We start from the raw sequence: 25,561 nt of genomic DNA, 5'->3' as shown, positions 1-25,561 counted from the left end.
TAAGAAACGGGCTGTTTCAGCCTTGTTTGCAGGGGGCTTGTGTTGCGGCAAATCCGCTGCCGCCCTTTCCGAGTGAAAGTCTTTATTTTTTCCATAAAAAAGAACCGTTCCGGTTAACCGGAACGGTTCTTATAAAGAGATTGATGTGACTTGCCTTAATCTCTCCGTACAGCTTCCTTAAGCGGCGATGCCGAAGTGCTGCTGGATGGAGGCGAAAATCTTGTCGCGGCGGGCGCGGGCTTTTTCGATGTCACGGGTCTTCAGAGAGAATCTCAGGCGTTCCGCCGTGGAGTCAGGCTTGTGAACCGTGACGTGGCACCACCAAACCCCCCTGTTGTTCCACAGGTGATGGTTGGGGTTGTCATCATTAATTCTAAGAGCGATTTTGGTTTGGGCTTTCATCTGTGTGATCTTTTTCCAGTAGGGGACGTCTTATTTACGTCCGTTGGTATATTAATGTTTCAATAAAACCTTCAACTTGGAGGCGCCTCACTTAAGCAGATGATCCCTTGTCTTTTTGGACATCTTTTTCTGCCAGTTGCTCACCTCGTTGAAGCCTTAGAGTTCAAGTGGTGTAACAACGTTCAAAAAAAAGAATCTTTTTTACAGGAGACCTACCTTTTTAAGAGTGTTGTAAGCACCGTTCTTGTTGATCGTACGCAGGGCCTTGGCGGAAATCTTCATTTTCACGAATTGACCGAGTTCGGGAACCCAGATGCGCTTTTCCTGAAGGTTGGGGAAAACGGTACGATTGACAGTCTTAGTGACGTGACGACCAATACCGCCCTTTTTCTTGGCAAGACCGGAGCGATGGATACGACGACCTTTGTGAGGCATGGTACCTCTGATGATGCAAATTCGGGACATGGCAATCGAAGTTATTTGTTAATGCGAGAGAGGTAGTCTAGCGTATTTTCGCCTAAGGTCAAGAACAACCGAACAAAAGACTCGGAATTTGTGCCGGCCCGGCGGAAGCGCTGCCGGGCTTTCCTGCGGTCTGGTTCCCTCCGTTCATGGCCGGGGGGCAGGCGCCGGGGAAAGGCGCGCGCGGCCGGATGGCTTGTTTGCCCGTGTAAAACGTATCCGGCGCTTGCACGGAGGGAGGCGGCGTGAGAGATTGAAAGCATGAGTGAGAATCATTATGCAGAGTTTTCCGAATGCAGCATGAAACCCCAGGACGTGCTGGAGTATGTTTCCGGTCCCATGCCGGTTCCGGCGGAGGGGGAGGTGCTGATCCGGATGAAGGCGGCCCCGATCAATCCGGCGGACATCAATTTTGTGCAGGGCGTTTACGGCGTGAAGCCCGTGCTGCCCCATTCACGCGCCGGACTGGAAGGCTGCGGCGTGGTGCAGGAGTCCCGCGCAGAAGGCTTCCGCAAGGACGATGAAGTGATTCTGCTGCGCGGCGTGGGTTCCTGGAGCGAGTATGTGGCGGTTCCCGCCGTGAACGTGATGAAGCTCCCCGTGAAGGTGGATCCCGTGCAGGCGGCCATGCTGAAGGTGAACCCCCTGACCGCCCTGCGCATGCTGGAAGGGTTCGTTTCCCTGACTCCGGGAGACTGGGTGGTGCAGAACGCCTCCAATTCCGGCGTGGGAAGGTGCATTATTCAACTGGCCCGGGAGATGGGCGTGAAGACGGTGAATTTTGTAAGAAGGCCGGATGAATTGAGGGATGAATTGACCGCGCTGGGCGCCGACCTGGTAGTGGGAGAGGATGACGAGGATGTGGTGAAGAATACCCTGGCCCGGCTGGACGGAAAGAGGCCCGTGCTGGCCTCCAACGCCGTGGGCGGGGAAAGCGCCCTGCGCCTGATGGACATGCTGGCTCCCGGCGGAAGCATGGTGACGTACGGCGCCATGAGCAGGAAGAGCATCAAGGTGCCGAACGGTTTCCTGATTTTCAAGGGCATTAAATTGGAAGGCCTGTGGGTGACGCAGTGGCTCAAGAATGCCCCCGTTCCGGAGATTGAGGCCGCTTATGACAAGCTGGCGCGCCTGATGGCGGACGGCAGGCTGAAGCAGGCCGTGGATACCGTTTATCCGTTGAGCGACGTGCGCCGGGCCGTGGAGAAGGCCCAGGAAGAGTTCCGCAGCGGCAAGGTGGTGCTGAGCATGGAGCGTGTCTGATGCATGGGGGGAGAGAGTTTTTGTTTTCCCGGGCTGCGGAGCGCTGGAGGGATTTTTTCAGCGTTCCGTGGTTCGGTTGGTATTGGCTGCTGGCCTGGGTGATGGCGGGGCTGAGCCTTTATTCCATATGGCAGGCCGGTGATTTTTTTCTGGAAAAGAGCCGTTTTGCCCGGGAGGGCCTGTGTACGGAAGGGACGGTGCGGAACATCACGGAGGATACGGTGAAGTTGTGGAGCCGTTCGCGGGTCATGGGGACGTCCGGTCCCTCTCTGGACGTCTGGGCGCCGGAAGTGCGGTTCCTGCCGCAGACCGGGGAGAGGGAAGTGGTATTCCAGTCCCCCGCTTTTCTTTTCTGGTCTTCCTATTCCAGGGGGGACCGGGTGACGGTCTGCTACCCGCCGGAACGCCCGGAAGACGCCCGTGTGGCGGACAGCTTCATCTGGTGGCCGGAAACGCGCCGGGCCCTGTGGCTGATGGCGTTTCTGCTTGCCGGCGGAACGGTCCTGCTGAGGAAGAGGGAAGTGCGGAGTTCCGTAGGCGCGTAAAGCAGGGATTGCGCCGCGGCACGGCGCCGTTTGCCGTTTCAGCCCAGCGTGGAATCAAGCCACGTGTTGAGGATTTCCACGGCGGCCACCTGGTCGATGATGGGGCGGAAGCTTTTCTCCTTTTTGCCGGCGGCGTGCAGTTTTTCCTGGGCGATGACGGTGGTGAGGCATTCATCCATGAATACCATGGGAAGGCCGGGAAGGGCGGCGGCCAGTTCCCTGCCGAACGCGCGCACCTTGGCGGCGGCGGTTCCTTCCGTGCCGTCCATGCGGACAGGGATGCCCAGCACCAGGGTGCGTATCCCCCGCTCCTGGACGAGCTGGACGATGCGGGTGACGCCGTCCGTTTTGTGCCTGTGGATGGTTTCCACAGGGTGCGCCATGATGCCCACGGGGTCCGTGGCGGCGATGCCGATTCGGGCTTCTCCGTAGTCAATGCCCAGGGCCGGATGCTGGCTGGTCATCTGAGTTCGTCCGGAAGCTGGTTGACGATTTTTTTAATTTCGTCCGCCTTGTTTTTATCCGCAATCAGGATGGCGTCCGCCGTTTCCACCACGATCAGGTTTTCCACGCCCAGCAGGGCCACGTGCTTGTCCCCCCGCTGGGAGAAGACGATGTTGCCGGAGGCGTCCTGCACGGTGATGTCCGTATTGGTGGTGTTTTTGTTGTGGGTTTCCAGATAGTTGGCTACGGATATCCAGGAGCCTACGTCGTCCCAGTCAAAGGTGGCTTCAATGTTCAGCACCCGGTCCGCGTTTTCCATCAGCGCGAAGTCGATGGAGATGGGCGTGAGCGCCGGGAATTCCTCCCGGATGGTTTCCTGCGGGTCCGGGGATTCCGCGATGTGCTCCACGAAGGAGGCCAGCTCCGGGCAGTGCTTGTCAAGCTGTTCGCACACGGTTGGAATGCTCCAGACGAACATGCCGGCGTTCCAGCAGAAGTTGCCCTGGCTCAGGTAGGCGGCGGCCGTGGCCGTGTCAGGCTTTTCGCGGAATTGGATGACTTCGCGGCAGGAGCAGCCCGGTGCGGAAGCGATTTCCTTCCCGCGTTCGATGTAGCCGTAGGAGGGGCAGGGCCAGGTGGGCTTGATGCCCACGGTGACGAGCGCCTTTTCCCGCGCCGCCGTGTCCATGGCGGCTTTCATCAGGGAGCGGAAGGACGCCTGGTCCTGGATGAGCTGGTCGGAAGGGATGACAAGCATGACCCCGTGCGGGTCCGCCGCCTTGATGAGGCCGATGCCCAGGGCGATGGCGGGCGCCGTGTCCCGGCGCACGGGTTCGGAGATGATGTTGTCCACGGGGATGTCGTGGGCCTGGCGGCGCACTTCCGCCTCCTGCAGGTGGTTGGTCAGGATGAAGATGTTCTGCCGGGGCACCAGGCCGTCCAGCCTGTCGATGGCCTGGCGGAGGAGGGTGCCTTCCCCGAACATGTTCAGGAGCTGCTTGGGACGGTGGTCGCGGGAGAGGGGCCAGAAACGGGTGCCGCTGCCGCCGGCCAGAATGAGAGCGTATTGGTTCATGGCGATTCCGTAGGAATGTGGTTTAAAAAAGGAGTCAAAGTGCGCCGAAGCGGCGTTTTCTGCGGGAGTAGTCCAGCAGCGCCGCTTCCATGTCACGGTCGCTGAAGTCCGGCCACAGCGTTTCCGTTACATAGAGTTCCGCATAGCTGATCTGCCACAGCAGGAAGTTGGAGACGCGCATTTCCCCGGAGGTGCGGATGAGCAGGTCCGGTTCCGGCATGCCGGCAGTGTCCAGATGCTGGTTGAAGAGGTCTTCCGTGACGGCGTCCGGGTGGAGTTCCCCGCGGGAGGCTTTCTCCGCGATTTTTCTGGCGGCGGCGGCGATTTCCGCCCTGCTTCCGTAGGAGAGGGCCAGAACCAGGTTGAGCCTGGTATTTCCCGCCGTGGCTTCCAGGCTGGATTGCAGCAGTTTCTGGGTTCGCTTGGGAAGGCGTGAAAGGTCGCCTATGGCGTGAAGGCGCACGCCTTTTTCCTGCATCTGGCTGAGGCGTTTTTTCAGGAATTCGTGCAGCAGCAGCATCAGCGCGTGCACCTCCGTCTTGGGGCGGTTCCAGTTTTCCGAGGAGAAGGCGTAAAGCGTGAGCCAGGGAATATCATGGTCAATGCAGAAGTCCACACAGCGCTCCACCGTATCCGCTCCCGCCCGGTGGCCGGCCTGGCGCGGCAGATGGCGGCTGTGCGCCCAGCGGCCGTTGCCGTCCATGATGCAGGCAATATGAACCGGCAGTTTTTCCTTGGGAATGGTAAGCATAGATAGATGGGGCTCCGCTACTCTAGTCCATGACCGGGTCCAGTTCAACACGCAAGTTTTTCAGGATGTATTCCTGTCTTTCCCTAGTGTTTTTGCCCATGTAGAAGGAGAGCAGGTCCTTCACCTTGTGTGAGTCTTCCAGGCGAACGCGGTCCAGGCGCATTCCTTCCCCGATGAAGGCCTTGAATTCCTGGGGGGAGATTTCGCCCAGGCCCTTGAACCGCGTTATTTCCGGGTTTTTGCCCAGCAGGGCGATGGCCGCTTCCCGCTCCGCGTCCGAGTAGCAGTAGATGGTCTGCTGCTTGTTGCGCACGCGGAAGAGGGGAGTTTGGAGGATGAAGAGGTGGCCCTCCCGGATCAGCTCCGGGAAGAACTGGATGAAGAAGGTCATCAGCAGGATGCGGATGTGCATGCCGTCGTCATCGGCGTCCGTGGCGATGACCACCTTGTCGTAGCGCAGGTCTTCCAGCCCGTTTTCAATGTTCAGGGCATGCTGGAGGAAGTTGAATTCCTCGTTTTCATAGACGACCTTGCGGCTCATGCCGAAGGAGTTCAGCGGCTTGCCGCGCAGGGAGAAGACCGCCTGGATTTCCGCATCCCGCGCCGTGGTGATGGAGCCGGAGGCGGAGATGCCTTCCGTGATGAAGAGGGTGGTTTCCCCCGCGCGGGCGTGCTTGGAGTTGTAGTGCACGCGGCAGTCCCGGAGGTTCTTGTTGTGGATTTTGGCCTTGCGGGCGTTTTCCTTCGCCAGCTTCTGGATGCCGGAGAGTTCCTTGCGGTCCCGCTCGGAGTCTTTGATCTTGGCTTCCAGGGCTTTGGCCGTCTCCGGGTTTTTGTGCAGGTAGTTGTCCAGCTCCCTGGCGATGAAGTTGCCTACGAAGGTGCGGATGGTTTCCCCTTCCGGGCTGATGGTATTGGATCCCAGCTTGGTCTTGGTCTGGGATTCGAAGACGGGTTCCTTTACCTTGATGGAGATGGCGGCCACGAGGGAGGAACGGATGTCCCCGGCCTCATAGTTTTTCTTGAAAAAGTCCCTCAGGGTTTTGACGATGGCCTCCCGGAAGGCCGTCTGGTGGGTGCCCCCCTGCGTGGTGTGCTGCCCGTTGACGAAGGAGTAGTGCTCCTCCCCATACTGGCCGCCATGGGTGAAGGCCACCTCGATGTCGTGCCCTTCCAGATGGATGATGGGGTACAGCGGTTCCTCGCTCATTGCCTCCGTAAGCAGGTCCAGCAGGCCGTTTTTGGAGACGTAGCGGCGTCCGTTGAAGTGCAGGGCCAGCCCCTTGTTGAGGTAGGAGTAGTACCGGCACATTTTTTCAATGTATTCCGGACGGAACTGCGTGGTTACGGGGAAAATGTCCGGGTCTGCGTGGAACGCCGTGCGGGTGCCGTTGGGCTCCTCCGTGGCGCCGTCCTTCCGTCCTTTGGGGAGTTCCTTCCCGCGGCAGAACTGGTAGGAGCGCGTTTCCCCGTCGCGGTAGGCCTGGATTTCAAAAAAGTCGGAAAGGGCGTTCACCGCCTTGATGCCTACGCCGTTAAGCCCTACGGATTTCTTGAAGGCGTCGCTGTCGTACTTGGCTCCGGTATTGATTTTCGCGGCGCAGTCCAGCAGTTTGCCCAGCGGAATGCCGCGTCCGAAGTCGCGCACCTCGCACAGGCCGTCCGGAGTCACGTCAATGGTGATTTTTTTGCCGAAGCCCATGACGAATTCGTCAATCGAGTTGTCAATGACTTCCTTCAGCAGGACGTAAATGCCGTCATCCGGAGAGGTTCCGTCGCCCAGTTTGCCGATGTACATCCCCGGACGCATGCGGATATGCTCCCTCCAGTCCAGGGTTTTAATGCTGTTTTCGTCGTAGGCCATGTGCAGCGGGGTCGCGCCTATTATAGCGGAGCCCCCGGAATTTGCGAAGAAAAAATGCGTGCCCGTCCATTTGCGCCCAATGGGGGCTTGACCCGGAGGCCGTCCCTTGGTGGAATCCATGGCGTATGATCAGTTGCAAGGCTCCGTGCAAGGTGAACGTTTCCCTCCGCGTTCTGGGTAAGAGGGCGGACGGTTTCCATGAAGTGGATACCGTGATGGTTCCCCTGGAATTGTGCGACGTGCTGGAGTTTTTCCCGGCGGACGGCCTGGAAATGAGCTGCGACGCCCCGGGAGTTCCGCTGGATGAAAGCAACCTGGTCATGAAGGCGGGGCGGCTGATGGAGCGGGAGCTGGGACGGCCCATGCCGTGGCATGTGCGCCTGGTCAAGAACGTGCCCCATGGCGCGGGGCTGGGCGGCGGCAGCAGCGACGCCGCGTGCGTGCTGTCCGCCCTGAATGAGCTGGAACACGGCGGCCTGTCCCGGAGGCGTCTGGCGGAGCTGGCCGGGGAGATCGGTTCCGATGTGGGATTTTTCATTTATGGAATGGCGTGCCGCTGCACCGGACGCGGGGAAAAGGTGGAGCCCCTGCCGGAATGGAGGGAATGGCGCCCCTGGATCGTTCTGCTGAAGCCGTCGTTCGGCGTTTCCACGCCGGACGCCTACCGCCGCTGGGCGGGTTCACGGGAATTGCCGGGCATACCGTACGGGGAGCAGCGGGTGGACGGCCATGTGCTGGTGAATGATCTGGAAAGGCCCGTGTTTGAGAAGCATTTGTTCCTGGCGGAGATGAAGCGATGGCTGCTGGAGAGGCCCGGCGTGCGCGGCGCCATGATGTCCGGCTCCGGCTCCACCATGTTCGCCGTGGCGGAGGATGAAGAAGCGGCCTGCAAGTTGATGGAGGACGCCGCGCGGGAACTGGACCCCACGCTGTGGATGTGGTCCGGGCTTGTGATGCGGGAGGGCGCCCGGTAAAAACATGGTTGTGCAGGAGGCCTTGCCTTGACGGCGGGGGATGCATGCCGTTACACTCCGTCCATGATTAAAAGTTTGTTTGCAGGTGTGATGGTGGCGGCTGCGTGCGCCGTCCAGGCCGGTGAATACGGAGACAGCGCCGTCCAGGCCGCCCGGGAGCTTTCCGGAGCGGTGAAAACGGGGGACATGATGTGGATGATTGAGAAGATGTACGCTCCCATGAAGAAGCAGCTTGTTTCTTCCTTCCCGGGAGGGGAGGCCGCCTTCATGAAGACCATGAGGGAAAAGATGCAGGGAGCCGCCGCCGTGATGAAAGAGCGCGGCATGGTGGTGGAGACGTATGAAATAGGCCAGCCTACGGCGGAACATCTGGTGAAGAATGGAGACGAGGTGCTGGTGGTGCTCCCCACGCGGATGGTCATTTCCATGAAGCGTCCGGACGGGATGCCTGTAAAGATAGAGAATACAGGCGTTCTGGTGCTGGTGAAGGATTTGAAGGACAAGGGGCCCTGGACGTTCATTGATGCTTCCAAGATGAATGCGAATGCCCTGCGCTCCATGTTCTATGACCTGCCGGAAAAGGTGAATCTGCCGCCGGTTTCCTCCCGCCAGCTTCCCGTGGGCCAGTAGGGAAGCGTTCCCGTATGAATGGCGCCGGGGCAGATGACGTGGAAGGCGTTAGCGCCTTTGAGGCTTATGTCCACCGGGCATTTGCCCCGGACGGGTTGTTCTCCCGCGCCAGGGATTTTGAATACCGGGCGGAGCAGCAGAATATGGCCCTGGCCGTAGCGAGGGCTCTCCAGGTGGACGCCCCGCTGCTGGTGGAGGCCGGAACGGGCGTAGGCAAGTCCCTGGGCTATCTGCTGCCGGCCGTGAAGTTTGCGCTGGATTTTGACCGGAAAGCGGTCATTTCCACGCATACCATCAATTTGCAGGAGCAGTTGTTCAACAAGGATATTCCGCTGCTGCGCGCCGCCCTGGGGATTGATTTTTCCGCCGCCCTGCTGAAAGGCAGGCAGAATTACCTGTGCCATACCCGCCTGCGGCGCGCGCTGGCCCAGATGGATTCCCTGTTTACGCAGGGGGAAGCCGCGGAGCTGACGCGGATTCAGGACTGGGCGCTGAGAACGCAGGACGGCACCCTGAGCGACATGGCGTTCCGTCCGTCTCCCAAGGTATGGGCCATGGTGTGCAGTGAACCGCATGCGTGCAGTATGCGCCATTGCGGCCCCTCCTGTCCGTACCAGGTGGCCCGCAAGAGGGTGCTGGAGGCCAAGGTGGTGGTGCTGAACCATACCCTGTTTTTCGGCCTGATGGCCCAGGCGGAGGATTCCGAGGAGGCGGGGTTCGTTTTTCCCGGGGATTTTGTGGTTCTGGATGAGGCCCACATGATTGAGAACATCGCTGCCCGGCAGCTGGGCGTGCAGCTCTCGGAACCGCATCTCAATTATGAACTGCTGCGGATGTTCAATCCGCGCACGCACAAGGGCCTGCTGAAACCGCTGAACAATCCGGCCCTGTTCCAGCGGGTGCAGGACGTGATTGACGCTTCAGGCCTGTTTTTCCAGAATGCGCGGGATGACCTGGGGTTTGCGGGTTCCGGCAAGATTGTCCGCATTCTCCAGCCGGAATGGTCCCAGGACATTCTTTCCCTGCCTCTGGCGGAATTGATCGGAGAATTGAAGAGGGAGGGCGCGAAGCAGGAGGAAAACGTGGCCGTGAAGGATGAACTGGCGGACATGGCCGCCCGCATGGAGGAGGCGCAGGCCTCCCTGAAGGTGCTGATGGACATGACGGAGGAGGGGCACGTGTACTGGGCGGAGCGGTCCGGTCCGGAGGGAAGGAACATGAGCGTGTGCTCCGCCCCCGTGGAGGTGGGCGATATCCTGAGGGAGCGCCTGTTTTCCGCCGGGCGTTCCGCCATTCTGACCTCCGCTACGCTGGGGACGGGGGATGCGGACATGGGCTACTTTGCGGGGCGCGTGGGTGCGGAAAGCGTCCGGAAGCTCCAGATAGGCAGTCCGTTCAATTACCGGGAGCAGATGAGGCTGATCGTGGCCCGCTCCATGCCGGAGCCGGACCAGCCGGAGTATGCGGAAGTGCTGCCGGAATGGATTAAAAGGTATCTGGCGGAGTCCCGCGGCAGGGCCTTCGTGCTGTTCACCAGCTACCGGCTGATGGTGCAGGTGGCGGAAAAGGTGCGCCCGTTCTGTGAAGAACAGGGATGGTCCTTGTACGTGCAGGGGCAGGACATGCAGCGGCATGCCATGCTGGAGGCGTTCCGGAAGGATGTGAACAGCGTGCTCTTCGGCACGGACAGTTTCTGGACCGGGGTGGACGTGCCCGGAGAGGCCCTTTCCAATGTTATTGTGACGCGCCTGCCGTTTGAGGTGCCGGACCACCCGCTGGTGGAATCCCGCTTTGAGAGCATCAGGGCGCGCGGGGGGAACCCGTTTTACGAGTATTCCGTGCCCGTAGCCATTCTGAAGCTGCGGCAGGGGGTGGGGCGGCTGATCCGCACCAGGAGCGATTCCGGCATGGTGGTGATCCTGGACCCCCGCGTAGCCACCAAGAGGTACGGGGCGCGGTTCATCAAGTCCCTGCCGGATGCCCGTCTGGAGTTTGTGTAAGGAGTTTTTCCTCCTTAAAATTGGCCGGAGTTCTCCCTCTCCCTGCCGTACTGCATCAGGCGGTAGCTGAGGGGTTGTTCCAGGCGCGCTTCTTCCAGCAAAGCGCAGTCGGCGAAAATGTCCGGAACGGGCGCGTCCGCCAGAATGGATCCATCCTTCATCACGATGCAGCGGGTGCACAGGTCCATGACCATGTCCAGGTCATGGGTGGCGATGATTTTGGTATGGGAGAATTGGCGCAGGAGGCTGATGAGGGTGCGGCGGGAGGCCGGGTCCAGGTTCGCGCTGGGTTCGTCCAGAACCAGGATGTCCGGGGTCATGGAGAGGACGGTGGCGATGGAGACGGCGCGTTTTTCCCCGCCGGAAAGGTGGTGGGTCATCTTGTCCGCCAGGGCTTCCGCATGGACGTCCCGCAGAGCCTGCCGCACGCGGCGGCTGACTTCTTCCGGAGGGAGGCCCATGTTGAGCGGGCCGAAGGCCACGTCCTCCCGGACGGTAGGCATGAAAAGCTGGTCGTCCGCCTGCTGGAATACCATTCCCACGCTTTCCCGGACGCGGGCGACGGTTTTGGGCGTGACGGGGATGTCCCCCACCCGCACCTGTCCGGAGGAGGGCTCCAGCAGGCCGTTGAGGTGCAGGAGCAGGGTGGATTTTCCCGCTCCGTTCCCGCCCACGACGGCAACGGATTCCCCGTGGGTGATGCGCAGGGAGACGCGGTTCAGCGCCGGAGGAGAATCGGGGTAGCTGAAGCACAGGTCGATGGTTTCTACAAGGTGGTGGCTCATGAGAGGAGGCTGCGGGCGCACTGGCCCGCCAGCATGGTGACGTTAAAGCAGCGGAACAGGATGACGAGGGCGCAGAAGAGAATGCCGCCCGCCACGCCGCGCATGGTGATGACGCCGGGGGCGCTGACGAATTCGGGGTCTTCCCCTCCCCGGCACAGGACGGCCTGGTAAATGCGTTCCGCGCGACCGAAGGTGCGCAGCAGGAGCTGGCCGGTCATGGCCCCCCAGGTGGAAAGGGGGACGGAACCGGAGCCTCCCCTCCGGGAGCGGAACGCCATCAGCATGTTCTGGAATTCATCCATCAGGATGAAGGCGTACCGGTACAGGAAGGCCAGGAGCGTGATCAGGATGCGCGGCGCGCCGAGCTGCCTCAGGCCCCGGCAGAGCGGAGCGAAGCCCGTGGAGGCCAGCAGCGTGAAGGCTCCCAGGATGGTGAGCATGCACCGCAGGATGATGGAGATGAAGGAGATGATGCCCTGTGTGACGGGAATGCCGAACCATTCTCCCGCCGGCGTCCTGTCCACCAGCGGGTTGAAGAGGCCGATCATGACGGCGACGGGCAGCAGCCACAGGGTGCGCTTCAGCAGGTAGCCCAGGGGGAGCCCCGCCATGCGGATGACGCAGACCGGGAACAGGAAGAAGGGCAGCAGCCCCGTGATTTCCTGCGGCGGCCAGGAGAGCACGCAGATTTGAAAGACGAGGAAGGCCCCTATTTTAATACGGGCGTCCAGACGGTGGAATCCGGTGTTTCCGCAGGAAAACCGGTCCATCTGGCGGAATTGCCGCGCGGCGTCCGTGAACAGGGGCATGGGGGGTCAGCGGGGGCAGTGGCTGTGCGGTTTTCTGCCGAACAGGAAGCCGGCCGCAAAGACCAGGGCGGCAATGATGACGCTCCCCAGCACGCCGGCCAGGCTGGTTTCAGGGTTGACGATGGAGGAGGCTCTCTCCGTCTCTCCGGAGGAGGCTGTTTCCTCCGCGGCGGGGAGGGCGTAGTCCGGCATGATGGCGGTGGATGCCTGTACGGATTCCAGGCTGCGGTGGAGGGAGGAAGGCTCCGCCAGGCTGGTTTCTTCCGACCCGGTGACGCCGGCCACGGACCATTCCAGGCCGTCCGGGTAGGCGGAGGCGAACCAGGAAAGGGCCGCCCCGCAGAGCAGGGCCGCTACCGCAAAGATGCCCAGAACGGTGAAGGAGGCTTTTTTGACGGGGCCGGTTTCCAGATCAGCCGGGCGCAGCAGGGAGGGCTGGGCCTTGCTGATGAAGATGACGATGGCCGCCGTGGCGAGTCCTTCCACCACGCCGATGGCCAGATGGATGGGAAGCATCAGTTCCACGAACTGGGCGAAGGGCAGCGCGGAGATGCCGGAGGCCGTCGTTTCCAGCACGACGGAGAAGGCCCCCAGCTGGAGCCCGATGACGGCGGCGGTGATGCTGGCCAGCGTGATTCGGCCCGTGCCGGGGTTTTTCCCGGCCAGGGGCCTGTAAATGAAGGGGTAGGCTACCAGGCAGGAGAAGAAGCCCATGTTGAAGATGTTGCAGCCCAGGGCCAGCAGCCCTCCGTCCGCAAAGAAAAGCGCCTGCACCGCCAGGATGGCCGCCATGACCAGGAAGCCCGCATACGGCCCCAGCAGGACCGCCAGGATGAGGCCGCCGCCCAGATGGCCGCTGGACCCGGTGCCCGGAATGGTGAAGTTCAGCATCTGGCAGGCGAAGATGAAGGCTCCCAGAACGCCCATGAGCGGGACGAGCCGCACTTCCTTTTCCTGCCTGACCTTGCGCGCGCAGAGCGCCGTGATCGCGGCGGAAGCCGCCCACATGGTGCAGCCTACCGCCGGTGAAATGAAGCCGTCCGCCATATGCATGATGTTTGTGTCTTTCTATTGGATGAAGTGAAGTATTGGTAAGAGCCCCGGACCGGGCAGATTGGCGCCACTTTAGCACAAACACCGCAAAGCCGAAGAAGGAAATGCGGCAACGGGTATAAGTATTTTCCCCGCGCCGCGCGGCCTTGCTCCCTGCGCGGGTCCGGTGGACCGTGTTCCCCGGCAATAGCGCCTTTCCGGGGGAGGGGGAGCGCGTTTTCTCCGAGTGTATCCGGCGGGAATTTGGCTGCCGCGCCGTGCCGCCCAGGCGTGCCGCGCGGCGGATGTGGACGGATTGGGCGTGATGCAGACGGGGAAGCGGTTTGCTAGACGGAACCCATGATGAATTTTTCCATAGCTAAGTGCTTGTTTTCCATAGGCGGGTGCACGACGATCCTGGGCAATATTTCCGCAGATACGGCCGTATCTTCCGCCGGAGCCATCGGCGGCCTGGGCGTTCTGACGATTGCCGTGAATTATACGCTGAACCTGCTCAAGAAGAAGGATGAGCAGTTGATGGCGAAGGACGCCCGCATTGAAGCCCTGATGGACCGCCTGATTGACAAATGCCCGAATTGCGAGCTGGCGAAAGCGGCCAACAAGTCCCTTCTGGAGGATGAATAGCGGAAGGCGCCGGGATGCTTACCTTCCGGCCGCGTCCGGCGTGCGGGTGTAGACCTCCCGGTTTCCGTCCGTGTTCAGAATCAGCGTGGTTCTGCTGAGTCTGTCAATGGTGGAGGTTGTGGTGAAGAGGGAGGAGTTCCCGTTGCCTATGCTTTTCCCCGTCAGGGTCAGGCGCTTGCCGTCCAGTTGCCAGCTCCGGTAGAGAAGCGTGCGCATGTTGATGGATCTCGCCCTGCCGTCCGGCAGGAGCTGCATTCCCTGCACGTGCCCCGGCTGTCCGGGGACGGGCTGGGTCCAGGAGCCGGAAAGGCTGGACGGAGTGGGCTGCATGGAGCAGGAGGCCGCCGCCAGTGAGAGGGCCGGAAGAAGGAGGAAAAGGCGCATGGCGGCGGGTGGTCAGCGCTGTTCCCTGATGACTTCCGTACCGATGCCGTCCGGAGTGAAGATTTCCAGCAGCAGGGTGTGGGGCAGGCGTCCGTCAATGAAGTGCACCTTGCGCACGCCCGCGTTCAGGGCGTCAATGGCGGAGTGGATTTTGGGAATCATGCCGCCGGAAACGGTGCCGTCTTCAATGAGGTCCAGGGCTTCCGTGCGCGTGACGGATTTGATGAGGGTGGACGGGTCCGCGGGGTCCTTCATGATGCCGGGAACGTCGGAAATGTAGATAAGCTTGACCGGCTTGAGCTCCTTGGCAAGGGCCGCCGCCGCCAGGTCCGCGTTCACGTTGAGCGGCTTGTGGGTGCCCAGCTCTTTCGCCAGGGGGGAGACGATGGGGGTGATCTGGAGTTCCAGCGCTTCCGTGATGCGGTCTGTCAGGCAGCCGATGACGTTGCCTACTTCACCGATGTCCACGGGGTTGCCCTGTTCGTCCTTTTCCTGGATGCGTTCCCCCACGAAGATTTCCGTGCCGGGAATGCCTACGCCCTTGCCTCCGTAGTCGCGGAACATCTGGACGAGGCCGGGATTGATGGTTCCGGAGAGGGTGCGTTCCACGATGGAAATGGCTTCCGGCGTCGTGACGCGCAGACCGTTGATGAAGCGGGCCTCCAGCCCGGCTTCCGCCATGGCCTTGGAGATGGCCTTGCCGCCGCCGTGGACGATCACGGGGTTGAAGCCCAGGACTTCCAGCAGAACGATGTCGCGCATGAGCTTCTTGACCAGGCGGGCGTCGTCCATGGCGCTGCCGCCGAATTTGATGAGGAATGTCTTGTCCCGGTAGGCCTGGAGGTAGGGGAGGGCGCCGACAATGACGGAGGCCTGTTCAATCAGGCGGGTGATTTTGGAGTCCATATCAATCATGAAACGGTAGGAGTGGTTGACAAAAAGAGAGGGAGGGAGTCCGCGGCAGGGGCCGTTCAAAGCAGGCGCCTGCTCCTGAAATAAACCAGGGGAAGAATGATGGAAACGAGCATGACGACCAGGGAGATGTAATAGCCGTATTCGTTTTCCAGGCCGGGCATGTGGGAGAAGTTCATTCCGTAGATGCTGGCGATGAGGGTGGGGGGCATGAAGACCACGGCCGCCACGGTGAAGATTTTGACGATTTCGTTCTGCTCGATGTTGATGAGGCCCAGAACGGCGTCCAGCATGAAGTTCACGTTGCTGGAAAGAAAGTTGGCGTATTCCGAGAGGGACGTGACGTCGCGGCTCAGGGGGCGCAGCTTGATGTACAGGGTGGAGTTGGTGTCGTCCAGGGCCTCTTCATTGCTGGCGTACGTGAGCAGGCGCAGAAGGTTGACCAGGCAGTCCCGCTGGCGGGTGAGCAGGTCCCCCACGCGGCCCAGGTCCTGGAGCGTGAGGCGCAGGGCGCTGGAGACGGGTACGCGCTTGCTGGCCTTGCCTTCCGGTTCGTCCCTGCGGAAGATGTTTTTGGAAAGGCGGTCCAGTTCCGCGCCGAAGCGTTCCAGGACGTCCGCCTGGCGGTCCACGATGGTTTCCAGCAGTCCGGTGAAAACCTGGTCCCGGCTGATCTGCTTCTGGCGCAGGAGCTGGTGGGAGAAGACACGGAAGGAGTAGGAGTCCGAGTGGCGGATGGTGATGATCTTGGCCCCCATGAGGACGAAGGTGATTTCCGACAAGGAGGGGGATTCCGTATCCACGCGGCTGAGCACCGTGGTGGTCATGAAGCGGGCGCCGTCTTCCGTGTACAGGCGGCTGGTGGCCTCAATTTCCCTCATCTCGTCGTAGGTGGGCATCTCCAGCCCGCAGAGGCGTTCCACAAACTTGATTTCCGCCGGTTCAGGGGTAAGGAGGTCAATCCAGAAGACGGAGTCCAAGTTCTGTTCAGCCGCATCCACCTGGGTGGTGCGCTCAATGCCTTCCGGGGTTTGACGATAGAGTCGAATCATGCCGTTGATTTCGGTGGGGGGATGGAACGATGCCGTGCATGATGTCGAGTGACACCCAACGCGGGCATGATGCCTTGTTTGTACAGGGAAGGGAAGTAAAAAGGGTGACAAAAAGAGGCCCGGTTCCCAAGGTGGGAACCGGGCCTGCCGGAAAAAAGAAAGGGATGCGCGCCGCTTAGGCGTTTTCCTTGACGACCACCTTGAGCGTGGCTTCCACCTGGGGATGCACCTTGATGGCGACTTCGTGTTCGCCTTCGCTCTTGATCGGCTTTTCAAGCTCAATCGCGCGGCGGTCCACTTCCACTCCCTGAGCGGTCAGGGCATCGTGAATGTTCTGGTTGGTGATGGCGCCGAACGCCTTGCCGCCCTGACCCACTTCAAGGGTAAGGTCTACGGTCAATCCGTTGATTTTGGCGGCCACTTCCTGGGCGGCGCTGAGTTCTTCCGCTTCACGCTTGGCGCGGGCGGCCTGAAGATTGGCGATGAAACGGCGGTTGGAGGCCGTTGCTTCGTGGGCGAGACCCTGGGGGATGAGGTAGTTGCGGCCATAGCCAGCCTTAACGGTCACCAGGTCGGCTTCCGCGCCGAGTCCTTCAATTTTTGTTGCGAGAATTACTTCCATCGTTGCCATGGCTAAAAAGAAATGGTTATTTGTGAGCGGTTGAAGTAGTAAGTATTCGCCCGAATGTCAAGACAAGAGCGATAAAAAGGGCGTTTTTTTATGTTTTGGGAGGAAAAAATCCCCCCGGCTGTCATGATAGGTGACATTGCGCTTGCTTCACGGGGCGGTAGTATGTAGGGAAAGGAACCGCATTTGTCGCGTTCGCTCCCGGAGAGGAGGGTTCGCCCGCGGGTACATTACAGATATTTGATCTTATGGCTATTCAGCGCGCATTGATATCCGTTTCCGACAAGACCGGCCTGGAGGAGTTTGCCAAGGGCCTGCACGAGTTTGGAGTAGAGCTTATTTCCACCGGCGGCACCGCCGCTTTCCTGAAAGGCCTGGGCCTTCCGGTGATTGAAATTTCCGACTATACCGGGGAACCGGAATTGTTTGAAGGACGCCTGAAGACGCTTCACCCCATGGTGCACGGGGGCCTGCTGCACCGCCGCGACAATGAAGAGCATGTGCGCCAGGCGAAGGAAAACGGCATCAAGCCCATTGACCTGGTCTGCGTGAACCTGTACCCCTTTGAGGAAACCGTCGCCAAGCCGGACGTCACGCTGGAAGAAGCGATTGAAAAGATCGACATCGGCGGCCCGTCCATGCTCCGTTCCGCCGCCAAGAACTACGCCTCCGTCACCGTCGTGTCCGATCCCGCGGACTACGCGCGCATTCTGGATGAAATGCAGACCCACAAGGGAGACACGACCCTGAAAACCCGCGAAAACCTGGCAGTGAAGGTGTTCATGCGCACCTCCAATTACGACAACGCCATTACCAACTACCTGGGCCACCAAAGCGCGGAAAGCACCAAGGGCAGCTTCTGCATCTGCGCGCCCCTGTACCAGGAACTGCGCTACGGGGACAACCCCCACCAGGAAGCCAGCCTGTACGGCAGCTTCGGGGACATTTTCAACCAGCTCCAGGGCAAGGAGCTTTCCTACACGAACGTGCTGGACATCGAAGGCGCCGCCGAGCTGATCACCCAGTTCCGCCGCCCGACGGTGGGCATCCTGAAGCACACGAACCCCTGCGGCGTGGGCCAGGATGACGAGGACCTGCGCAACGCCTGGCAGAAAGCCTTTGAAACGGACACGCAGGCCCCCTTCGGCGGCGTGATCGTGGTCAACCGTCCGATGACGGAAGGCCTGGCCCGCGTGCTGAGCGCCATTTTCACGGACGTCATCATCGCCCCGGAATACGATGCGGAAGCCCGCGCCCTTCTCCAGAAGAAGAAAAACTGCCGCATCATCCGCATGAACACGGAAGCCTGGATGAAGGCGCGCCGCGAACCCATCATCCGCTCCGCTCCCGGCGGCTTCATGACCATGAAGCGGGATACGGACGTGATGGGCCTGGACAATCTGGAAGCCAAGGTTGTGACCAAGCGCCCCCCGACGGAAGAAGAACTTACCGCCATGCGCTTCAACTGGCGCGTCGTGAAGCAGGTGCACTCCAACGCCATCGTCTTCGGCGGCACGGACCGCACGCTCGGCATCGGCGCCGGGCAGATGAGCCGGGTGGATTCCGCCCGCATTGCCGTCTGGAAGGCCGGACAGGCCGGCCTGGACCTGAAGGGCAGCGTGGTGGCTTCCGACGCCATGTTCCCGTTTGCGGACGGCCTCCAGGTAGCCATTGACGCCGGGGCCACCGCCTGCATCCAGCCCGGCGGTTCCATCCGGGACGAGGAAGTGATCGCCGCTGCGGACGCCGCGGGGATTGCCATGGTGTTCACGGGGCACCGCCATTTCCTCCATTAATTTGAATGATCGGCCCCGTCCCCTTGTCTTAAAACCGATATGTTGCTAGGTGTAAATATAGACCACATCGCCACGCTGAGGCAGGCCCGCTATGCGACCATGCTTGATTCCTTCAACGTGGAGCCGAGCGTTTTGGACGCCGCCTACGCGGCGCAAAGGGGCGGGGCGGATTCCATCACCCTCCACGTCCGGGGGGACCGCCGCCACATGCAGGATGCGGACGCCCTGAGCGTCCGTGAGAGCGTGGCCCTTCCCCTGAACCTGGAAATGGGGAATACCCCGGAGATGGTGGACTTTGCCCTTCGGCTGAAACCGGACTATGTCTGCATGGTTCCGGAAAAGCGTGAGGAAATTACTACGGAAGGCGGCCTGGACGCCGTCTTTCATGAAAAGGAACTGGCCCCCACCATGGCAAGAATGGCTGACAACGGCATTCAGGTGAGCCTGTTCATTGATCCGGAGCTGGCCCAGGTGGACGCCGCCGCCCGTCTGGGAGCGCCCATGGTGGAGCTTCATACCGGATGCTTTGCCAACCACGCCGGGAAGGAACGCACGGCGGAGCTGGCCCGTTTGAAACGCGCCGCGGAGCTGGCCCACTCCCTGGGCATCCAGGTGAATGCAGGCCATGGCATCAACTACCAGAATCTGGAACAGCTGATGGACGGCGTGCCTTACCTGCATGAGCTGAACATAGGCCATACGATCGTAGCCCGCGCCCTCTTTGTGGGGATGGAGCAGGCCGTGAGGGAAATGCGCCAGGCGATCGACCGCCTGAGCTGATATTCCCGTTTCAACTTTAACCCCCGGTTGCAGGAACATGAGCCGTATTGCAGGATTGGGAATGGATTTGATCGACCTGGACCGCGTGCGCCAGGCCCTCCAGAAAAACGGGGAGGCATTTGCCCTGCGTATCTGCACCCCGGATGAATGGGCCTATTGCCGGAAGCATGCGGACCCCGTGCCGAGCCTGGCGGCCCGTTTTGCGGCCAAGGAGGCCGTGGCGAAGGCCCTGGGAACGGGAATAGGGGAAAAATGCGCTTTTACGGATGTGGAAGTGGTGCGCAATGATGCGGGCGCTCCCTCCATCCTGCTGCACGGCACAGCCGGAGTGACGGCCCGGGAGCAGGGCGTCACGGGCTGGTTCCTGACCATGACCCATTCCCGCCTGAGCGCCGCAGCCGCCGTCATCGCCCTTGCCGAAGCCCCGGAATTTTCCTGACGCTTCAGAATCGCCGCAAGCCTTGGCCGCTCCCGGGACCGTTTTCCCTGAACCAAAGCCGGCTGGAACATACCGGGTCCTGAGCCCAGGAAATTTCTACAGGATGCCTTGCCAGCGGCGCCGATGAATACCGTGTTCCTACAGGTTTTCAAGGTTCTTCTTGATGACTTCCCTATTCAGTTCGCGGAGGGCGGCCAGAGTTTCAAAACTCGGCGCTTCGGAAAAATCGGTTTCCAGTTCTTTCACTCTCTTTTCATAGTCCGCCGCATGGCCGCCATCCCTTTTCAGGATGGAGATGTTTTTCCGGGTTTCATCCGCAAGCTCTGAAAACGTCTTCCGGTCGGGGATCGGGCTCCAATTGATGGACTTCAGGAAGCTCTCCACCTCCGGAACCGTCACGTTGAAGAATTCCGGGCGCACCTCCTCCGGCTTCCGGTCTTTGAAATAACTTATGGCAAAACTGAAGCTGTCCGACTCCGGCTTCAGCTCAAATTTGATATCATCTCCATGAATCCGGATCTGGCGGAGGGATTCTTTTTCAAAAACGATGAACGTGCCGAACTCCTTGTAAGCATAGCGGTTGAAGTTCATTACCCCGTTTCCCCCGGTTGTTTTCGTCAGAACCCAGTCCGGCTTTCCGCATGGTTTTTCCCCGTCTCCTTCTTTCAGGGCGAATTGCGACTTCAGTTCCGGCTTCCCGTAACCGTGAACCGGCGACGCCCAGACTTCATACAGTTGTCCGGGATAACTGACCTTGACGAACAGCCAGTCCGGGCGATCCTTGAACTGCGCTATCCTGACGTCCAGAACACTGTTTTCCGGGCGGAACGTGAATACGGCCATTTCCATCTTGCCGTTTTCTACGGTGTCAATTTTTTCCGCGACTTTCCGGTCCAGCAGTGTTTTGCCGTCCTTGCCGATCACGGCAAGGAAATTGACGGGACTCCAGCTTCCGGGAGTATTGGGGTTCCTCCAATATTCGATGCCGAATCTGAAATCCCCCCATTCCTGCTGAACCGGCTTGTTGTCATTGGGATTGGTAACGGTGTGGTAATTGATTTTTCCGTTGCCAAGGTTGACGGTATGGCGGGTCACAAGGACGGGAGTTCCCTTGCGGTCAAATTTCTCTTCTTTCTTTTCAATGGAGGGGGCGGCGTACAGCAGTGTGGTGCACAATCCGGCCAGTACGGTCAGGGTGAGTTTCTGCATGATTATTTTACCTCTATTTCGTGTTGGGTATTCAAGCCTGTAGCCGCGTCTTCAATGGTGATGCGGTATGCGCCGGGAAGATCGTTAAAGGCGAAATCCAGCGGGTATTCCGTCTTGCCGTAAATGGTTTTGCTGCGGTGCAGAATTTCCCTGCCGTCCGGGGCCGTTACCGTAATCCGGTACGCGCGTTCCCGGGGATTGGCCGGTCCGGAAATCTTAAGCAGGGCCCGGGCGCCTTTGGCCACCTGGGCCGGAGCGGTTACCACGGGCGGCTGCTGCTCCCGGTCAAACAGGGCAAAGCAGCGGAACGGCGCATTGGAGAATTTAAAGACAAGCTTGTCTGATTTCCCCACCAGTCCTTTGCGGCACTCATAGATGTATTTTTCTTCCGGCAATTTGGCGGTGAATGATTTGCCGAGGTCCTTTTCCTGGCCGAGGGCGCCCAGCAGTTCGAATTCTCCGGCCTTCCGCGGACGGACCATCAGGGTGTCGCTGAAATCGGGGATGACGGCCAGAGGACGGACTCCGGCGTTTTTCACCACCTGGTCAAGGAACGTGTTCAGGGAGGAGCCGGGCAGGGAATTATTTTCCAGAACGGAGAGGGAGGCATTCAGCAGGATGGCGTTTCCTTTGCCGGCCTTGCGGAGCTGCAGGCCCGGATTGCCGTGGACTGCATGGGCCTTTTCTCCCGCCAGGGCCAGGGCTCCGCTTGTGCTTTCATAAGGCTGGATTTCGAGCTCTTTCGCCTGGCCGAACGTCAGGTTCCCGAAAAGTTCGCCCAGGGGGTTCACAGTGCGTTTTTTCAGGTTTTCGTTCAGGATGGCGATATTGGCGTCAGCCAGTACGGTGCCGCCGGATTTGACGAAATCCAGAATGGCCGCGCACTCTTTGTCGCTCAGGGAGGAAGCTCCGCAGAGGAAGAGGAGCCGTGCGTTTTTCAGGCGTTCCAGGGTATTGGGCGAGACGAAATTGAAGCCCAGCCCGCGCTGGTAGCAATACCGGAGCAGCGGATTCATGCTGGCGTCCGGCTTGACGCAGCGGCTGTCCGCCTGGGCGGCGGAATTGGAGGTGTGGCTGTAGTAGAACAGGATGCCGGTATCCGGAAACGGGGTTTTGATCAGCAGCTGTGCGAGGCCGTAGTTCAAGTCATCAAGATAGGGCATGTACTGGCGCAGGTATTCCGCCTCGGAGAGATCGCCGGAATGGCTGGTTTCTCCCAGGGCGGGGTTGATCAGGAACCAGGCGTGGCCGTTGATCGCTCCCTGCAGCAGGTGTTCCCAAAGTTTGTATGGATAGGATGAACGCTCCGAGCAATACCCGCCCCACCAGATGGTCCGGACCCGGTCCGCGCCGAATGCGCGCAATGCCTCGTTCTCCTGCATGCCGCTGTAAGGGCCCCAGAAGTCCAGCCCTTTAATCATTTCTTCAAGGTTGCCGGGAGGGGAGCCTTCCGCGCCTACCCGGGCTCCGGGATGAACCTTTTTGATTTCCGCCGCCAGGAAATGATGCATGTCCACGTACATTTTTTCAATATATTCCCGGTGGTCATTGTAAGCGACCAGATTTCCCGTTTTTTTGGCCGCGTCCAGCCGGAGGTGGGGCACTTCACCGAATCCGGCATAGGAGGCGCCGTATTCAAGGTTCAAGTTTTCCATGGTCTGGTACTTCTGCCGCAGGAAATCGGCGAACGGCTGTTTATCCGATTCTCCGAACCCGGCGTCGTAAGTGTAAAAATTTTCGTCGCCCAGGTTGTACAGCATGGGGCTCAGGTCTTTCAGGTATTCTGCCTGGCGTCGCAGATCGTCGCTCCAAAGTTTCCGGACCAATGGATGGTAGAATGATTCGTCACCGTTCAACGTACCCAGCTGCTCCATATTTTCTTTCTGTTCGGACCACAGCTTGCGCAATACCCTGGTTTCATTGTTCGGCCCGGCTTCCATCCCGATCCGGCAGATGTACGGACACAGTTTTTCGTTCCGCAGGGCGTTTTCAATATCTCCCTTGGTGAAAAATTGCAGGGATACGTTCCAGCCGAGGCGGTCAATGATCCGTTCCCCGAAGGCCGGGTTGAAGGTGCAGCCAACCTGGCCCCAGGTAAGCTGGAGATAATCCTCCAGGGAATAATCCGGGAAAATCACCGGATTTTCAGCATGTGCCGCATTGCCCCGGGCATCGTAAACGGTGCACCGCAGATAACCGCCGATGGTCGGCATCCGGTAATTTTCAAGGTCGAATGAAAGCTCTTTCTTTCCGGCTTCCAAAGGAAGGGTCTTGCTGAACCATACATTGCGGTAGGGAGCGTCCATCAGCTCCACTTTGGCGGAATAACCGTCCTGCGCGGGTGAAGCCAGTTTCAACGTGACGGAGAAGGGGCCGCGGTCCTGCACCAGCCTGGGCGTTTCCACTGATACGGCCCCGAAAGCGGATTCCACCGTAAAGGGAAAGGCGCCGAAGTTGACCAGCGCGCCATCCCGGCGGACCAATACGTCTGCGGTATATCTTCCCGCCGGAAGGTTCGTGAAATCAAGGCTGTTCCGGATGACGGAATTATCCGCCTGCCGGATACGGCCCACAGCAACGGTTTTTTCCGGAGGGGTTACGGCAAATTTGCCGTTGTCCTGCCGTACTGAGAATGCCGGCAGTTCCACTCCGCTGGCGTAATAGAGCACCTGGGCCAGAAAAGCCTGAGACGTTTCATAGAGGAAGAACCAGTCCGTGGTGTAGCTGAAATACGGCGTCAGCCCCACCCCTGGCCGGTAGCCCGCGCCGTAATCGACTTCAACGATCCGGCCATTGCCGAACTGCCAGGCGTTGAAAATACGCGATTCAAAGTTTTTAGGCCTGGTTCCGGGAAGGCTGTTGCTTCCGGCAACCCATTCCGGCCGGGGCAACGGCTTGGCGTACGGTTTTTTATAAGGCAGTTTCTTAAGTTCGGACCAGGGTTCGCCGGATTGAATCCGGACCAGGCCGGTTCCGTTCCGCACCATCGACATCAGGCGGAATTTCTGCTCATCCGGCAGGACCGCAAAATCGACGTTTGCCACGACCACCAGATCATAATCCTTTGCCAGTTTGGCGGCCAGTTCCTGGCGTTTGTCGGCGGTGCTCAGCCCCGCAATCGGATTGCTGTAAATATCGTCCGCTCCGATGCTATGTTCATTGGCTGTGAGAACCACTTCATATTCAAAGCCCGGGAAGCGCTGGACCAGCTCAATGATCTCGCGCGAGGCCGTCTGCTGCATGATAAAAAGTATTTTCTTATGGGGAAGCTCGCCTTTTTCATCCCATGCGGCATGGGGCGTTTTCAGGGTCATTCCGGCCTCATTAATGTAAGTGCCGTCCAGTTTGCCGAATACGGGAGCAACAAGGCCCGTCAGCAGGATGCAGAGCAATAGCGGTAACCGTTTCATCAATTGGTATCTTTCTTTTTTGAGTTAATTCAGGCTTTCTTCCAGGGCAATTTTCCATTTGAGCGCCCGGCAGCGCTCTTTCAGGACGTAAAGGCGCCTTAATCCGCTGACCGTGGTTTTTTCTTTCTCCAGAACACGGCATTCACGGTTGATCGCATCCAGTTCTTCCCGGTACTTTTTAAAAGCGGATTTCCCGCAGGCCCGTGCCAGTTCGGCTGATAGCTTTTCAATTTCCGCGAATTCATTGTTCTTCACCTGGCCGGGTTCCGTAAGGACACTTTTACCTTTATCTCGCAGGATCAGGGTGTCGCCAGCCATGGCGCACCATGGCTCTTCCGCGGAACGCGACAGCAGGGCGGATATCTTTTCCGGCGAGACGGTGTCATTTGCTCCCTGGAAGTAAATATAGCCGAAGTTGCGCGGGCTCGAATATCCGCCCAGCACCGAACTGGCGGCTCCGGCAAAATTTCCGCCGGAGTAGGCATAACGGACGTGGCAGAACATCCAGATATCGGACGTTTCCGCTTTGGCGGGCAGGTCGCTCCAGGGGAAAAACGCTTCAATCGTCCAGCGGTCCTTGCCGATGGAGGTCCGGGCGGTCCAGTCGGTGCCGCTCCAGTCATTCTGATAAACGGCGGCGTCCCGGCGGCGGAAATCGGCGCGCGTTCCGATGCAATTGACCTTGAAACAATGGTAGCTTATTCCATTGGCCCTGGCATCGAAAAAGATTTCGGCGCAGTCGTCGGTCCAAATGGCGGCGTTGTCAAAGTCGGTAATGATCTTCCTCAATTTTTCCGGATGCTCCTCGAAATTGATGATGCCCAGGTAGATTCCTTTTTCATCATACAGCATACGGAATTCCGTCTTGAGTTTTCCCGGAGTCGGCTCCGCGCAATTGTAAACATAATAATGACGGAATACGGCCGCTTTTTCCCAGGCTGCCTCGTTCAGGCAGCCGTCGACCACCGGCGCTTTTCCCTCAACCGGGCTGACGACATAAAAGGAAAGCTCGCGGGGAGGGGCGGAGAGCGCCAGTCCGCTGACCAGGCTCAGTATAATGAAGCTTAATTTCATCTCTTTAACATCCTTGAAATGCCGTTTCCTTATATATCATGACCCTATTGAACCGGGTACTATGCAAGCCGTCCCGGATGAATGCGGAGGGATAAGTGGCCGCGGCATCATGCCGGGAATGACCCAGCAACACATGCCGCGGCCATAAAATTCCATCAAAACACACGGTTGGACATATTCTTACTATACCCGTTTT

Annotated in this window: 25 protein-coding genes; 9 read left to right on the top strand and 16 right to left on the bottom strand. The window is 59.6% G+C overall.

The genetic code is table 11. The features are described from left to right. Positions 1 to 177: 177 nt before the first annotated feature. Positions 178 to 402, bottom strand: coding sequence for a hypothetical protein (locus M8N44_RS08290; protein ID WP_012420228.1), 225 nt, complete (start codon positions 400 to 402; stop codon positions 178 to 180). A 201-nt stretch (positions 403 to 603) separates the two neighbouring features. Then, positions 604 to 867 carry a 50S ribosomal protein L28 gene (gene rpmB, locus M8N44_RS08285; RefSeq protein ID WP_012420229.1) on the bottom strand — a complete coding sequence of 88 codons (264 nt, stop codon included), beginning with the start codon at positions 865 to 867 and terminating at the stop codon, positions 604 to 606. Between the two features lie 258 nt (positions 868 to 1,125). On the opposite strand from rpmB, the gene M8N44_RS08280 reads away from it, so the two are divergent. Both M8N44_RS08280 and M8N44_RS08275 read left to right on the top strand, forming a co-directional pair. After that, positions 1,126 to 2,127 (top strand): MDR family NADPH-dependent oxidoreductase, encoded by a 1,002-nt coding sequence (locus M8N44_RS08280; RefSeq protein ID WP_102728685.1) that lies wholly within the window; start codon positions 1,126 to 1,128, stop codon positions 2,125 to 2,127. A 20-nt stretch (positions 2,128 to 2,147) separates the two neighbouring features. Then, on the top strand, positions 2,148 to 2,672 hold the full coding sequence (locus M8N44_RS08275; RefSeq protein WP_180975222.1) for a DUF3592 domain-containing protein: 525 nt from the start codon (positions 2,148 to 2,150) through the stop codon (positions 2,670 to 2,672). A 38-nt stretch (positions 2,673 to 2,710) separates the two neighbouring features. Here the strand turns inward: M8N44_RS08275 and ruvX are convergent, their stop codons facing one another. The 4 genes from ruvX to M8N44_RS08255 are packed head-to-tail and all read right to left on the bottom strand — an operon-like array spanning position 2,711 to position 6,806. Beyond that, the gene (gene ruvX / locus M8N44_RS08270; RefSeq protein ID WP_102721270.1) at positions 2,711 to 3,136 is read right to left on the bottom strand and encodes a Holliday junction resolvase RuvX; all 426 of its coding nucleotides are present in this window, start codon (positions 3,134 to 3,136) and stop codon (positions 2,711 to 2,713) included. Further along, entirely contained in the window at positions 3,133 to 4,191 is a 1,059-nt protein-coding gene (locus tag M8N44_RS08265) for a mannose-1-phosphate guanylyltransferase (RefSeq protein ID WP_022398131.1), read from the bottom strand. The genes ruvX and M8N44_RS08265 overlap by 4 nt, the downstream gene beginning before the upstream one ends. Positions 4,192 to 4,225: 34 nt before the next feature. Further along, entirely contained in the window at positions 4,226 to 4,942 is a 717-nt protein-coding gene (locus M8N44_RS08260) for an isoprenyl transferase (RefSeq protein WP_102721271.1), read from the bottom strand. A gap of 22 nt (positions 4,943 to 4,964) precedes the next feature. After that, positions 4,965 to 6,806 (bottom strand): DNA topoisomerase IV subunit B, encoded by a 1,842-nt coding sequence (locus M8N44_RS08255; protein WP_102728710.1) that lies wholly within the window; start codon positions 6,804 to 6,806, stop codon positions 4,965 to 4,967. 125 nt (positions 6,807 to 6,931) lie between these two features. On the opposite strand from M8N44_RS08255, the gene ispE reads away from it, so the two are divergent. From ispE to M8N44_RS08240, 3 genes are all read left to right on the top strand, one after another. Continuing rightward, complete coding sequence (gene ispE, locus M8N44_RS08250; protein ID WP_102728687.1) at positions 6,932 to 7,780, top strand: 4-(cytidine 5'-diphospho)-2-C-methyl-D-erythritol kinase; 849 nt, start codon at positions 6,932 to 6,934, stop codon at positions 7,778 to 7,780. Positions 7,781 to 7,843: 63 nt separating this feature from the next. Beyond that, positions 7,844 to 8,410, top strand: a complete 567-nt coding sequence (locus M8N44_RS08245) for a hypothetical protein (protein ID WP_146018182.1) — start codon at positions 7,844 to 7,846, stop codon at positions 8,408 to 8,410. A gap of 14 nt (positions 8,411 to 8,424) precedes the next feature. Continuing rightward, the gene (locus tag M8N44_RS08240) at positions 8,425 to 10,410 is read left to right on the top strand and encodes an ATP-dependent DNA helicase (RefSeq protein WP_102728688.1); all 1,986 of its coding nucleotides are present in this window, start codon (positions 8,425 to 8,427) and stop codon (positions 10,408 to 10,410) included. A gap of 14 nt (positions 10,411 to 10,424) precedes the next feature. Here the strand turns inward: M8N44_RS08240 and M8N44_RS08235 are convergent, their stop codons facing one another. The 3 genes from M8N44_RS08235 to M8N44_RS08225 are packed head-to-tail and all read right to left on the bottom strand — an operon-like array spanning position 10,425 to position 13,057. Further along, a complete protein-coding gene (locus M8N44_RS08235; protein WP_102728689.1) occupies positions 10,425 to 11,195 on the bottom strand; it encodes an energy-coupling factor ABC transporter ATP-binding protein in 771 nt (256 codons plus the stop codon). Next, positions 11,192 to 12,004, bottom strand: coding sequence for a cobalt ECF transporter T component CbiQ (gene cbiQ / locus M8N44_RS08230; protein WP_102728690.1), 813 nt, complete (start codon positions 12,002 to 12,004; stop codon positions 11,192 to 11,194). Before cbiQ ends, M8N44_RS08235 begins: the two co-directional genes overlap by 4 nt. A gap of 6 nt (positions 12,005 to 12,010) precedes the next feature. After that, positions 12,011 to 13,057: an energy-coupling factor ABC transporter permease gene (locus tag M8N44_RS08225; RefSeq protein ID WP_102728691.1), complete on the bottom strand. Its 1,047-nt coding sequence runs from the start codon at positions 13,055 to 13,057 to the stop codon at positions 12,011 to 12,013. 339 nt (positions 13,058 to 13,396) lie between these two features. On the opposite strand from M8N44_RS08225, the gene M8N44_RS08220 reads away from it, so the two are divergent. Then, positions 13,397 to 13,681: a hypothetical protein gene (locus M8N44_RS08220; RefSeq protein WP_022398122.1), complete on the top strand. Its 285-nt coding sequence runs from the start codon at positions 13,397 to 13,399 to the stop codon at positions 13,679 to 13,681. A gap of 18 nt (positions 13,682 to 13,699) precedes the next feature. Here the strand turns inward: M8N44_RS08220 and M8N44_RS08215 are convergent, their stop codons facing one another. The 4 genes from M8N44_RS08215 to rplI form a co-directional block, all read right to left on the bottom strand. Then, positions 13,700 to 14,065, bottom strand: coding sequence for a lipocalin-like domain-containing protein (locus M8N44_RS08215; RefSeq protein WP_102728692.1), 366 nt, complete (start codon positions 14,063 to 14,065; stop codon positions 13,700 to 13,702). A gap of 12 nt (positions 14,066 to 14,077) precedes the next feature. After that, on the bottom strand, positions 14,078 to 14,971 hold the full coding sequence (gene argB, locus M8N44_RS08210) for an acetylglutamate kinase (protein ID WP_102726566.1): 894 nt from the start codon (positions 14,969 to 14,971) through the stop codon (positions 14,078 to 14,080). Between the two features lie 65 nt (positions 14,972 to 15,036). After that, a complete protein-coding gene (locus M8N44_RS08205) occupies positions 15,037 to 16,029 on the bottom strand; it encodes a magnesium transporter CorA family protein (RefSeq protein WP_022398119.1) in 993 nt (330 codons plus the stop codon). 175 nt (positions 16,030 to 16,204) lie between these two features. Next, positions 16,205 to 16,660, bottom strand: coding sequence for a 50S ribosomal protein L9 (rplI, locus tag M8N44_RS08200; protein ID WP_022398118.1), 456 nt, complete (start codon positions 16,658 to 16,660; stop codon positions 16,205 to 16,207). Between the two features lie 245 nt (positions 16,661 to 16,905). Here rplI and purH point away from each other — a divergent pair, with 245 nt between their 5' ends. From purH to acpS, 3 genes are read left to right on the top strand one after another with little or no spacing between them, the layout of a single operon-like run. Further along, a complete protein-coding gene (gene purH / locus M8N44_RS08195; RefSeq protein WP_022398117.1) occupies positions 16,906 to 18,453 on the top strand; it encodes a bifunctional phosphoribosylaminoimidazolecarboxamide formyltransferase/IMP cyclohydrolase in 1,548 nt (515 codons plus the stop codon). 39 nt (positions 18,454 to 18,492) lie between these two features. Then, positions 18,493 to 19,233 carry a pyridoxine 5'-phosphate synthase gene (locus tag M8N44_RS08190; RefSeq protein WP_022398116.1) on the top strand — a complete coding sequence of 247 codons (741 nt, stop codon included), beginning with the start codon at positions 18,493 to 18,495 and terminating at the stop codon, positions 19,231 to 19,233. Positions 19,234 to 19,270: 37 nt separating this feature from the next. After that, complete coding sequence (acpS, locus tag M8N44_RS08185; protein WP_215442325.1) at positions 19,271 to 19,672, top strand: holo-ACP synthase; 402 nt, start codon at positions 19,271 to 19,273, stop codon at positions 19,670 to 19,672. A 138-nt stretch (positions 19,673 to 19,810) separates the two neighbouring features. Here the strand turns inward: acpS and M8N44_RS08180 are convergent, their stop codons facing one another. Genes M8N44_RS08180 through M8N44_RS08170 form a run of 3 tightly spaced genes read right to left on the bottom strand, consistent with a single transcriptional unit; the run spans position 19,811 to position 25,365 of the window. Further along, on the bottom strand, positions 19,811 to 20,881 hold the full coding sequence (locus tag M8N44_RS08180) for a hypothetical protein (RefSeq protein WP_102728693.1): 1,071 nt from the start codon (positions 20,879 to 20,881) through the stop codon (positions 19,811 to 19,813). A gap of 2 nt (positions 20,882 to 20,883) precedes the next feature. Next, on the bottom strand, positions 20,884 to 24,291 hold the full coding sequence (locus M8N44_RS08175; protein ID WP_146021153.1) for a type 1 glutamine amidotransferase family protein: 3,408 nt from the start codon (positions 24,289 to 24,291) through the stop codon (positions 20,884 to 20,886). Between the two features lie 24 nt (positions 24,292 to 24,315). Beyond that, positions 24,316 to 25,365 (bottom strand): carbohydrate-binding family 9-like protein, encoded by a 1,050-nt coding sequence (locus M8N44_RS08170; protein WP_102728695.1) that lies wholly within the window; start codon positions 25,363 to 25,365, stop codon positions 24,316 to 24,318. Positions 25,366 to 25,561: the final 196 nt, after the last annotated feature.

Source organism: Akkermansia massiliensis, from assembly GCF_023516715.1.
In the GTDB taxonomy this organism is placed as follows: Bacteria; Verrucomicrobiota; Verrucomicrobiia; order Verrucomicrobiales; family Akkermansiaceae; genus Akkermansia; species Akkermansia massiliensis.
This window is presented reverse-complemented; position numbering and strand designations above follow the sequence as displayed.

What these genes read in the sequence shown, in the direction of transcription:
- M8N44_RS08290 (WP_012420228.1), bottom strand. Translation starts at nt 402, where the DNA reads ATGAAAGCCCAAACCAAAATCGCTCTTAGAATTAATGATGACAACCCC.
- rpmB (WP_012420229.1), bottom strand. Translation starts at nt 867, where the DNA reads ATGTCCCGAATTTGCATCATCAGAGGTACCATGCCTCACAAAGGTCGT.
- M8N44_RS08280 (WP_102728685.1), top strand. Translation starts at nt 1,126, where the DNA reads ATGAGTGAGAATCATTATGCAGAGTTTTCCGAATGCAGCATGAAACCC.
- ruvX (WP_102721270.1), bottom strand. Translation starts at nt 3,136, where the DNA reads ATGACCAGCCAGCATCCGGCCCTGGGCATTGACTACGGAGAAGCCCGA.
- M8N44_RS08265 (WP_022398131.1), bottom strand. Translation starts at nt 4,191, where the DNA reads ATGAACCAATACGCTCTCATTCTGGCCGGCGGCAGCGGCACCCGTTTC.
- M8N44_RS08260 (WP_102721271.1), bottom strand. Translation starts at nt 4,942, where the DNA reads ATGCTTACCATTCCCAAGGAAAAACTGCCGGTTCATATTGCCTGCATC.
- M8N44_RS08255 (WP_102728710.1), bottom strand. Translation starts at nt 6,806, where the DNA reads ATGGCCTACGACGAAAACAGCATTAAAACCCTGGACTGGAGGGAGCAT.
- ispE (WP_102728687.1), top strand. Translation starts at nt 6,932, where the DNA reads ATGATCAGTTGCAAGGCTCCGTGCAAGGTGAACGTTTCCCTCCGCGTT.
- M8N44_RS08245 (WP_146018182.1), top strand. Translation starts at nt 7,844, where the DNA reads ATGATTAAAAGTTTGTTTGCAGGTGTGATGGTGGCGGCTGCGTGCGCC.
- M8N44_RS08240 (WP_102728688.1), top strand. Translation starts at nt 8,425, where the DNA reads ATGAATGGCGCCGGGGCAGATGACGTGGAAGGCGTTAGCGCCTTTGAG.
- M8N44_RS08235 (WP_102728689.1), bottom strand. Translation starts at nt 11,195, where the DNA reads ATGAGCCACCACCTTGTAGAAACCATCGACCTGTGCTTCAGCTACCCC.
- cbiQ (WP_102728690.1), bottom strand. Translation starts at nt 12,004, where the DNA reads ATGCCCCTGTTCACGGACGCCGCGCGGCAATTCCGCCAGATGGACCGG.
- M8N44_RS08225 (WP_102728691.1), bottom strand. Translation starts at nt 13,057, where the DNA reads ATGCATATGGCGGACGGCTTCATTTCACCGGCGGTAGGCTGCACCATG.
- M8N44_RS08220 (WP_022398122.1), top strand. Translation starts at nt 13,397, where the DNA reads ATGATGAATTTTTCCATAGCTAAGTGCTTGTTTTCCATAGGCGGGTGC.
- M8N44_RS08215 (WP_102728692.1), bottom strand. Translation starts at nt 14,065, where the DNA reads ATGCGCCTTTTCCTCCTTCTTCCGGCCCTCTCACTGGCGGCGGCCTCC.
- argB (WP_102726566.1), bottom strand. Translation starts at nt 14,971, where the DNA reads ATGGACTCCAAAATCACCCGCCTGATTGAACAGGCCTCCGTCATTGTC.
- M8N44_RS08205 (WP_022398119.1), bottom strand. Translation starts at nt 16,029, where the DNA reads ATGATTCGACTCTATCGTCAAACCCCGGAAGGCATTGAGCGCACCACC.
- rplI (WP_022398118.1), bottom strand. Translation starts at nt 16,660, where the DNA reads ATGGCAACGATGGAAGTAATTCTCGCAACAAAAATTGAAGGACTCGGC.
- purH (WP_022398117.1), top strand. Translation starts at nt 16,906, where the DNA reads ATGGCTATTCAGCGCGCATTGATATCCGTTTCCGACAAGACCGGCCTG.
- M8N44_RS08190 (WP_022398116.1), top strand. Translation starts at nt 18,493, where the DNA reads ATGTTGCTAGGTGTAAATATAGACCACATCGCCACGCTGAGGCAGGCC.
- acpS (WP_215442325.1), top strand. Translation starts at nt 19,271, where the DNA reads ATGAGCCGTATTGCAGGATTGGGAATGGATTTGATCGACCTGGACCGC.
- M8N44_RS08180 (WP_102728693.1), bottom strand. Translation starts at nt 20,881, where the DNA reads ATGCAGAAACTCACCCTGACCGTACTGGCCGGATTGTGCACCACACTG.
- M8N44_RS08175 (WP_146021153.1), bottom strand. Translation starts at nt 24,291, where the DNA reads ATGAAACGGTTACCGCTATTGCTCTGCATCCTGCTGACGGGCCTTGTT.
- M8N44_RS08170 (WP_102728695.1), bottom strand. Translation starts at nt 25,365, where the DNA reads ATGAAATTAAGCTTCATTATACTGAGCCTGGTCAGCGGACTGGCGCTC.